Origin of the sequence: Bacillus sp. JJ1503 (assembly GCF_036965125.1) — a bacterium.
Classification (GTDB): domain Bacteria; phylum Bacillota; class Bacilli; order Bacillales; family Cytobacillaceae; genus Cytobacillus.
On the sequence record NZ_JBALOZ010000103.1, the window covers coordinates 1 to 8,919 of the forward strand.

The following is an 8,919-nucleotide window of genomic DNA, read 5'->3' on the forward strand; positions in this document are numbered from 1 at the left end:
TATAAGAGGTGTTTTAGTATGAATGACAAAAAAGATGTTTTAGATAATGGTCCTTTTTTTCATGGTACAAAAGCGGAACTAAAAATTGGAGATTTATTAGAACCACAATACTTATCAAATTACCAAGATAAAAAATCTAACTATATATATTTTACTGCAACATTAGATGCTGCTAAATGGGGTGCTGAATTAGCAACATCTAAATCAAAGGAAAGAATTTATATTGTAGAACCATTAGGTGATTTTGAAAATGATCCGAACTTAACTAACAAAAGATTTTCTGGAAACCCAACACGTTCTTATAGGTCTAAATCTCCTTTGAAAATAATAGCTGAATTAGGTTCATGGGAAAGACATTCCGATGAAGAAATAAATCATATGCTTTCATCATTAAAAAAGTTACGTGAACAAGGAAAAGCTGTAATATACGATTAATCCTTAAGTATACAATTCGCAACATTTTTAGCGCAGATATTAACAACACCGCATAAATTAATGCGGTGTCTCCAAATTGCATTCGAATTGATATGCCAATTATTGTGTTAAAAGTTAACAAAGCATTGATATATAAACAAAAAACGGGACGGTAATTAAAATATGAATTGCGTCCCCAATCAGGTTGTTATTTAATGTTTTCTTCCAGTCATCCGAACCCGTAACTAAATAATTGAGGGCTTTTCTTATTTGCTTTACTTCCTGAAGTCTTCATAAGATATTTCATCATTAGTTACTTGTGCTTTAACTTTGATATCGTCTTAATATTATTCTTCCACATAATTTAGTTCCTTCCCTTAAGAAGTTACCTATCATAGCATAATTTATAATTATTATTATCAGTGTCAATTTAATATGGATAAACCATTTTTTGATTTCAGTTGCAATATGCAGCAGCAACCTCAGAAAATATTTTGCGAAATATGACAGTTTGGATGTTGTTAAGAATTGAAAGAATACCCCTTCATATTTATTATCATATAATATTTTATTATAAAGGAATTGGTTCTCAAAAGCTTTGATGTTATACTTGGAGTGAGTAAATATACATAATGGCAAACCTATCGAAAGGTAGGGACGCAAAGCTACGGATCTATGGCATTTTTGCTAAGATGGCCGAGCTACGATGAAGATGGATATTTGTTAATTTAATCCACCTTTTATAGGTGGATTTTTTGCGCGTCAAAGAACGATGGATAGAATGCCCTAGTCAGCGTGAACACCATATAATTTTCCTGAAATCGGTGTAATAAGTGCAACTAGACTTCTTATTTTGCCATTTAAGGCTCGCCAAGCGGCGAGTTTTCTTTAGTTAATAGAACTGTATAGTTATTCTAGGACTGTATAAATATATTAACGTAAGTATATATGATTTTATTTGATACATGGAATACCGTGTTTTCTTGAAAAAGGGATTTCATAACATACAAAGTGTAAAGTTTTGAGGTGATATAAAAATGAAGCTTATTATATGTTTTGCACTTGCAATGGTAATTGTATGCACACTTGTCTTCTTTTGGTCTCGTATAAAGGTGAAATTTCTGCATGAATTATCCAATCAAAGATGGAAAGTGGAGTCTCTAAAGGCTTCCAATCAAGAGTTAGTGGAAACAATAAGCCAGCAGCAAGGGATGCTTTTTAAGTTTATTAAGGATGGCGATAGATTTATTCATACTCTGTGTGAAGGAAGGTTACTTTATCGAATGGATCTTTCTCCTAAGAGGATTATTGGAAAGGAATTACGTGATTTTCTCCCGCAACTTGATGCTGAAGCGGTTATTCAATATTATTGGAGAGCTTGGCAAGGTGAAGATCATGTAACGTACGAAGGGGTAATAAATGGCGTTTCCTACATGTCATCGTTACGATCTATTCGAAAGAAGGGGCACGTGGTTGAGATCATTGGTTCATGTGTAGATATTACCGAAAGGAAGCGGGTAGAAAAAGCTCTAAAACTGAGTGAGGCCAATTATCGTCTAATTACAGAGAACATGTTGGATTTGGTTGGACTCTGGGATATAAATGGAAGAGTAATATATGCATCCCCTTCGCATGAAAAGGTATTGGGATATGATCCAAAAAAGTATGAAGGAGTATTGGCCTTTGATTTGGTTCACCCTGAGGATTCTCTGCGGTTATATGAACTTTTTTTTCAAAAAATTTCAACTAAATCACCATTTCAAGTCGAGTTTCGGTGTGAAAATGCTGATGGAGATTGGGTTTACTTAGAAGCTCAGGGAACCCCTGTAATTGGGGAGAATGATAAATTAGAGCATTTTGTTATTGTAGGTCGTAATATATCTGAGCGAAAGAAGATGGATGAGTTTATACGAAGAACGGAAAAGCTTTCCCTAGTAGGACAATTGGCTGCAGGTGTTGCACACGAAATAAGGAACCCTCTTACTTCGATAAAGGGTTTTCTGCAGCTTATGCAAAAGGAATTACATAAACCAAACTACCTTGAAATTATGTTGTCTGAGATTGATAGTATAGAAAAAATAATACAAGAATTCTTGTCACTTTCCAAACCACATGCCAGTAAATTGGCACCGACTGATATTAATGCACTTTTGCAATATGTTGTTACATTAATTAATGCACATGCCAAATTAAAGAATATTGATATAGTACTAGTGTCTGATTCTGAATTACCAATTATTCATTGTGACGAGCATCAAATGAAACAGGTTTTTGTTAATATTCTTCAAAATGCTGTGGAAGCCATGACAAATGGAGGCGAGATCGAAATTCAAACGATGCGATATGAATCAGATAATATAAGGTTTAGGTTTATTGACCAAGGATGCGGAATTACTGAAGATCGAATAAAAAGTATCGGTGAGCCTTTTTATAGTACGAAGGAAAAAGGAACGGGATTAGGGTTAATGATTAGTCATAAAATTGTCCAAGAACATGGGGGCACCATAAAGTTAGAAAGCACCATAAATGAAGGAACCATTGTTGATGTTATTTTACCTATTGGGATAGGTGAACCGGTCCTATCATTCCCGATAAGTTCGAAGTAGGGGAGAAGCAATCCTAAATGAAAGGGACGAGGAACTGACTTTTGTCCCGAGATTTGTTACGGTACAGGAAATGCACCTCCTTTGATTGATACAAGGATCGTACCAGGAGGTGCAGAGTATTCCCATCCGGGTCATTTAATAACGAGATAATTATTGGATCTGGAAAAGGCTATTTAATTGGATATTTTGCTTATGAAATTTATAGTAAGAAGGAATCAATCATTCATAAATTGCTATCTTCCTGAGACGAGCGCAATTTTAGAATAGCGCTCTTTCTTAATGTAAAAGCCAAATTTAGAAGATTTGAGTTCTTTAAATAATCAGGTTATTGGAAGAAGAGAGCTATATAAAATTAGTGATGTAAGTTTATGCTTTTTATGTAATAATTATTTTGTAGATATATAAATTTACAATTCATACATAGTGGAAGTGGGGATCATCATGGCAACAGGAACACATACAGTAGAAATTCCAGTAGATGTACAAGCAGTTTGGGATTATGTCAGTGATCTTGAAAAATGGGCAACAACTGTCCCAGCTTATAAAGAGCATGAAATCATAAATGACAATCAATCTATTTGGACATTTGAAGGTAGTGTGAAAGGTATTAAAAAAACAATACGAGCGCAGGTAGATATTACCGAATGGAATGAACCTTCAAATATTAAGTTTGAACTAAAAGGTTTATCAGATAATTTTACAGGAAGCGGTCATTTTACTGCAGAAGATAGAATTGGTAAGACGATCATGACTTGTACAGTGGAAGTCCATGCTGGCGGATTATCAGGTGCGGTGTTAACACCAATTATTAAATGGGCAGTTCCTAAAGTAGCATCTCGTTTAACAGAATCTATCGCACGTAAAATTGCCGTATTCGCATAATATTCAAAGATTGAAAATCGCTTCATACTTGGAGATACCTCCTCTGAAGCAAAGATGGTAACTAATGTAATGATAAAGAGTTTTACTAGCAGTTTTATCATTAGCGGAAAGGGGGGTGTCCAAAAATGGATGGCCTCTTTTTTCTTATTAAAATTGTGAAATTTAACCGGTAACTTAAATGCTCTCAGACATAATATTACAAGGGATTTTACAGTTATATAATTATATTTAAGAATTCCATTGAAGGCTTGCTTTGTTAATCGCGTAAAATTTTGTGTTATCTTTACGTCAAATGGTAATAAAGTTAGAGTTCTGCAAGTATTCATAATTGGGCGAAAGAAAATGGGCAGAGTATGTGGCTTTGGAATCGGGAGTCCAAAGAATAGATGCCCACCGATTCTACGAAGAAAAATTTAATTACGATAAATGGTGTTTTTCATTTAGAAGAAATTTATAGCATGGTTTTTCATGCTAAACTCGGTAAAAGATGATGTTTAAAGGACTAGTGCAATTAATGGATATCTTGGAATGGATGTGAACTAAATGAGCGTGTATGACTTTACAGTAAAGAAAATCGACGGTCAGACAGAGCCGTTGTCTCGTTATGAAGGAAAAGTCGTTCTTATCGTCAATACGGCGAGCAAGTGTGGCTTTACCCCACAGTATAAGGGGTTACAAGCGCTGTATAATAAGTACCGTGATTTAGGATTGGAGATTCTAGGATTTCCCTGTAATCAATTCGGTCAACAGGAACCTGGAACGAACGAGGAAATTCAGCAGTTTTGCGATCTGAATTTCAATGTGAGTTTTCCAATGTTTGCAAAAGTTGACGTTAATGGTGCAAATGCAGACCCACTTTTTCAATATATAAAAAAGGAAGCTAAAGGCGCATTAGGCTCACAAGCGGTCAAATGAAATTTTACCAAATTTCTAGTGGACCGAAAAGGGAATGTGGTAAAGCGTTTTGCTCCACAGACAGAACCGGAAAAACTGACAGCTGAAATAGAAGAAGTGCTGAACCTATGCTGACAAACAATCGGGCGCAATCCTTGAACATAAGGAAAGGCGCTCATTTTTCTTTTTATGAGAATTTTATTAAGATAAATAAAGTCATTTCATTCAATGCAATCAATTGATGCTCCAACATCTAATATATTAAAAACAAAACAGCTAGTTGTTGATTTAATTGGTATACTAATTTAATCAACTGAAACAAAGGAATGGAGATTTACATGAAAAAACAGCGTAATATTATATTATACATTGGTACTTCAATTGATGGATATATTGCTAATGATGATGGTACATTAGAGTGGTTAGAATCAACTGAAGTAGAAGGGGATTCTGGTTACAGTTCACTCCTCGAAAGAATTGACACTGTAGTTATGGGAAAAGGAACTTATGATGTCATTCGTGGATTTGATATGAATTATCCTTATAGTGATTATAAAAATTATGTATTTTCTAAATCTGTTAGTGGATCGGATGAATATGCATCATTTATTAATGAAGAGGTCAAAACTTTCATTAATACAATAAAACAAAAGCCTGGTAAAGATATATGGTTAATAGGTGGAGGAAACTTAGCTTGTGAATTTTTCAAAGAAAATTTAATTGATGAATTCCAACTAGCCATTGCACCTATTATTTTAGGAAAAGGAATCTCTCTTTATAACGGAGAGGATATTACTCTAAAATACAAATTAACCAAAGTAGAAAAATTAGGTCAACTTGCTATGCTTCATTATGTAAAAAAATAATTTTCATCATCTTTTCCTTTGTTAGCAGTGGAAGATTTTTACTGAAATTAAATAACTATATTTTTAACCCCGTCCAATAATTTAGAACGGGGTTATACTAGTTAGAGCTATTAAATTTAATAACTATATTTTCTTTTTACAATTTTCACGGTATTGTAAGCGAGAAAATTAGGCTTTTTTTCAAAGTACCAAGTGTATTAGAAAATAAATTATAGTCTAACCTTAACCTCAGTACCGTCCTTAGCTTTGACATCTACTAGCACGAACCCCTTATAATTTTTCAGTTCCTCGACGATAGGGTTTAGGGTATTTTTGTCTATTAGTGGAAAGGTAAAGTCCAGTTTTTTTCTTTCGAAGTGCTCTTTTGTCCATTTGTTTACATTTTGCTGAAGAAATTTTGAAGACAAAATGGAAATAACAATGTTTAAAATAGCATATGGAATTGGGATGGTAAACCGAACGTCTTTTGCTTTCACTTTTACATGCATCATAAGCTAACCACTAATCAATGATGACCGAAACGGAATCCCCGTTTGCCGATTTAATATCAACAATTTGGCCATCTAATTCGTTTTCGATTGCTTCAATAATAAGGTTTATGTCTATATCTTTAACGTATTTTTCCGATTGAGGAATACTCGCTGCGATGCTGTGTCCAGCCATTAATACTGCCTTGACAAGTTTTATAGGCAAATTGACCGTGACGTTATCATTTTCGGTTGATACAACACGAATTTTTAATGTTTTATCTAAATATTTAGCTGGTTTTTCAAAAAGCTTATTACCTGTTTTTTCTTTCTCTTTTAATACTTGAATCAGTTCTGAACCCTTATCTGCATCAATCTTCCCTTCTTGAACCATTGTTAACACTCTTGTAATTTCGTCTTTCATGATCCATTCCTCCTATTACTCTTTTAAGAGCTTAATGGCTTCTTCTGGGGTGATTTCGCCATTTTCCAACATGGTCACAACTTTTTTCTCGTCTACTTCATTTTTCTTCTTCTGCACATATCCAAGGGATGTAATGATGTCTGTTAGCTTGCTTCGGACCGTTGGATACGAAATCCCCAGTTCTTTTTCAACTTCTTTGATATTCCCTCTGGATGTTAAAAATACTTCTACGAAATGCAGCTGATCCTTTGATAAGGATGCCAGCTTAGATAATTCAAACTCATTTTCAATCGTAGTGTGACAATGAGTGCATTGCAACTTTGTAATTTTTAAAGTTTTACTGCAGACAGGACAATTTGTAATTACTTGATATGCCATAATGAAAATCCTTCCTTTTTGATGATTCAATTATATAACAAGAAATCAAAGAAATAAATAATAAAACTTAATTTTTTTGGTAAAAAAATAAATAATATTAATTTGTTGTTTAATATTATTAAGTTTTCGTTTTCGCCATTCGTAAAGTAATATATTTGCCATAATAGTTGTAAATGAGTTTTTTTAAAAATTCACGTGCCATCCCAAGGAGTGATGATACGACACATATTTTATATATGTACTATAAACCAAGTAGTGGAGAGGGAGCTTGCGAAAATGAGAGGAATATTGGGGATTAGGCGAGATGAGGTCTAATACAGTAGATAGGGCTCTTTAATCAGAAAGCTGAAGAGGTGGTCGTTGGTTCGTTCTTCTTGAAGGAAGGGTTAGTAAAGGAATGTACGTTAAGAACTGATCATTTTCACATGAAAGAATTGCAGCGGCTGTTTGCAATTGTTAAGCGTCCTTAATGAGAATGGGAAGCCGATTGACATGATTTCTATTTTAGAAGAGATGGACGGAGAAAATCTTGCAAGCGTTGGTGTACATAGGTACAAGTTTTAAAGATTTGGTTTTTTACACCATATTTTGTATTTACAAAAAGTGTTTAACAAATTACTATTATGTTATACGATATATCGTATAACATAATATGTTGAAGAATGAAAGAAGGTTTGTATAAAAATGGCATATAATGGAGGACCGATGACCGAAGCAATGTATTATGTACTGCTAGCACTGATGCATCCAAACCATGGTTATCAGCTTATGCATGCAATTACAGAAGTTTCGAATGGCAGAGTAAAAATGGGACCGGGTACACTTTATGGAGTACTATCACGAATGCAAAAAGACGGTCTTATTTCATTAGAAGAAGATGATGGCCGAAGAAAGACTTATCAAATTACACCAGAAGGAGAGCAAGCTCTGCGCATAGAGTATAGGAGATTAAAATCCTTGATAAAAGACGGCAAAATTTTAGAAGAAGGTGAAGAGAATGAATAAGACTGTCTACAAACTTCGTCCCAGTGATTTTTGGAGAATCGGGGAGCGTGAAAGTTGGTTTGCAGATATGGCTGCTGAGGGATTCCATCTGAAAAGGATGAGACTGCATCTTGCCGAATTTGTTAAAGGTGAGCCCCAAAAAATGAGGTATAGAATTGATGTATCTATGAAGATCACACCAGAACAAATACAGATGTATGCGGAAAGTGGATGGGATTATGTGACGAGCTATAACTTTTTTCACGTATTTTCATCCCCCGTTGAGCTTAATGCACCAGAGATTCATACAGACCCCGCAGAACAATCTTATACATTAAAGAAACTGGATAAGAAATTAGCTAAGAATGCATGTATAACTGTAGCTGCAATAATCTTAATGATTGGTATGTTGTCTTCTATTTGGTTTCTCGATGGGACACCTACCTTCATTTTGGTCGAAGGGATGGTTATTCAACAAACTGTTTTAACCATTTTCTTTGGATATTTGGCCTATACATCGCTGCAAGCAGCTATATCCATTCGTGTTTTGCGAAAAGACCTGATCGAAGGAAAACCGATTGATCATCATGCTCCTTGGAAGAGGCACTATCGATTAAATTCTATTATAGCTTTATTTTTTACAATCGTTGTTGGATTGAGTGCTATTCTTCCATTCACACAGCTTGTAAAAGGTTATACAAAAACATTGCCTGAAGCAAGTCTTGACTTACCGATTGTCAGATTAGCAGAGGTAGAGCTGAATCCTGCTTTGGTTCGGGGGGAATCTTCATATATGAGAGATAATGTTGATTGGGATAATCGGTATTCGTATGATTGGAGTCCGTTGGCACCAGTGCAATATGATACAGATGAAAACGGGGTAGTCCCGGGAAAAATGTGGGAGGATGGCAGTGGTGAATATTCACCAAGTATTCATACAAGGGTTTTTCAGCTCAGTGTTCCATCTATAGCGGATCATCTGATTTCTGATTTAATAAAAAGAT

At 34.7% G+C, this 8,919-nt stretch carries 9 protein-coding genes, 1 pseudogene and 1 riboswitch (1 of these 11 only partly in view); of the genes and pseudogenes, 7 read left to right on the forward strand and 3 right to left on the reverse strand.

Translation table 11 applies throughout. The features are described from left to right. Positions 1–18 precede the first annotated feature (18 nt). From arr to V7149_RS09410, 5 genes and pseudogenes are all read left to right on the forward strand, one after another. Positions 19–435 (forward strand): NAD(+)--rifampin ADP-ribosyltransferase, encoded by a 417-nt coding sequence (arr, locus tag V7149_RS09385; protein WP_335345383.1) that lies wholly within the window; start codon positions 19–21, stop codon positions 433–435. A gap of 603 nt (positions 436–1,038) precedes the next feature. Then, a riboswitch (cyclic di-GMP riboswitch) is annotated at positions 1,039–1,123 on the forward strand. A gap of 328 nt (positions 1,124–1,451) precedes the next feature. After that, complete coding sequence (locus V7149_RS09390; protein WP_335345375.1) at positions 1,452–3,020, forward strand: PAS domain-containing sensor histidine kinase; 1,569 nt, start codon at positions 1,452–1,454, stop codon at positions 3,018–3,020. Between the two features lie 441 nt (positions 3,021–3,461). After that, complete coding sequence (locus tag V7149_RS09395) at positions 3,462–3,902, forward strand: CoxG family protein (RefSeq protein ID WP_335345376.1); 441 nt, start codon at positions 3,462–3,464, stop codon at positions 3,900–3,902. Positions 3,903–4,445: 543 nt separating this feature from the next. Beyond that, a pseudogene (locus tag V7149_RS09405) lies at positions 4,446–4,931 on the forward strand (glutathione peroxidase). A 203-nt stretch (positions 4,932–5,134) separates the two neighbouring features. Further along, a complete protein-coding gene (locus tag V7149_RS09410) occupies positions 5,135–5,662 on the forward strand; it encodes a dihydrofolate reductase family protein (RefSeq protein WP_335345377.1) in 528 nt (175 codons plus the stop codon). Between the two features lie 209 nt (positions 5,663–5,871). On the opposite strand, the gene V7149_RS09415 is transcribed toward V7149_RS09410, so the two are convergent. The 3 genes from V7149_RS09415 to V7149_RS09425 are packed head-to-tail and all read right to left on the reverse strand — an operon-like array spanning position 5,872 to position 6,931. Continuing rightward, a complete protein-coding gene (locus V7149_RS09415) occupies positions 5,872–6,153 on the reverse strand; it encodes a hypothetical protein (RefSeq protein WP_335345378.1) in 282 nt (93 codons plus the stop codon). A gap of 10 nt (positions 6,154–6,163) precedes the next feature. Next, a complete protein-coding gene (locus V7149_RS09420; protein ID WP_335345379.1) occupies positions 6,164–6,553 on the reverse strand; it encodes an SHOCT-like domain-containing protein in 390 nt (129 codons plus the stop codon). Positions 6,554–6,568: 15 nt separating this feature from the next. Then, positions 6,569–6,931: a DUF2089 domain-containing protein gene (locus V7149_RS09425; protein ID WP_335345380.1), complete on the reverse strand. Its 363-nt coding sequence runs from the start codon at positions 6,929–6,931 to the stop codon at positions 6,569–6,571. A gap of 684 nt (positions 6,932–7,615) precedes the next feature. Between V7149_RS09425 and V7149_RS09430 the strand changes: the two genes are divergently transcribed. Next, positions 7,616–7,936, forward strand: coding sequence for a PadR family transcriptional regulator (locus V7149_RS09430; protein WP_335345381.1), 321 nt, complete (start codon positions 7,616–7,618; stop codon positions 7,934–7,936). 97 nt (positions 7,937–8,033) lie between these two features. Further along, positions 8,034–8,919, forward strand: the 5' portion of a protein-coding gene (locus tag V7149_RS09435; protein ID WP_438824101.1) for a DUF2812 domain-containing protein. 59 nt of this gene lie beyond the right edge of the window; the window shows 886 of its 945 coding nt (coding positions 1–886); the start codon lies at positions 8,034–8,036; the stop codon falls past the right edge of the window.

Coding starts and splice junctions, on each gene's coding strand:
- V7149_RS09410 (WP_335345377.1), top strand. CDS start 5,135: ATGAAAAAACAGCGTAATATTATATTATACATTGGTACTTCAATTGAT.
- V7149_RS09430 (WP_335345381.1), top strand. CDS start 7,616: ATGGCATATAATGGAGGACCGATGACCGAAGCAATGTATTATGTACTG.
- V7149_RS09420 (WP_335345379.1), bottom strand. CDS start 6,553: ATGAAAGACGAAATTACAAGAGTGTTAACAATGGTTCAAGAAGGGAAG.
- V7149_RS09415 (WP_335345378.1), bottom strand. CDS start 6,153: ATGATGCATGTAAAAGTGAAAGCAAAAGACGTTCGGTTTACCATCCCA.
- V7149_RS09395 (WP_335345376.1), top strand. CDS start 3,462: ATGGCAACAGGAACACATACAGTAGAAATTCCAGTAGATGTACAAGCA.
- arr (WP_335345383.1), top strand. CDS start 19: ATGAATGACAAAAAAGATGTTTTAGATAATGGTCCTTTTTTTCATGGT.
- V7149_RS09390 (WP_335345375.1), top strand. CDS start 1,452: ATGAAGCTTATTATATGTTTTGCACTTGCAATGGTAATTGTATGCACA.
- V7149_RS09425 (WP_335345380.1), bottom strand. CDS start 6,931: ATGGCATATCAAGTAATTACAAATTGTCCTGTCTGCAGTAAAACTTTA.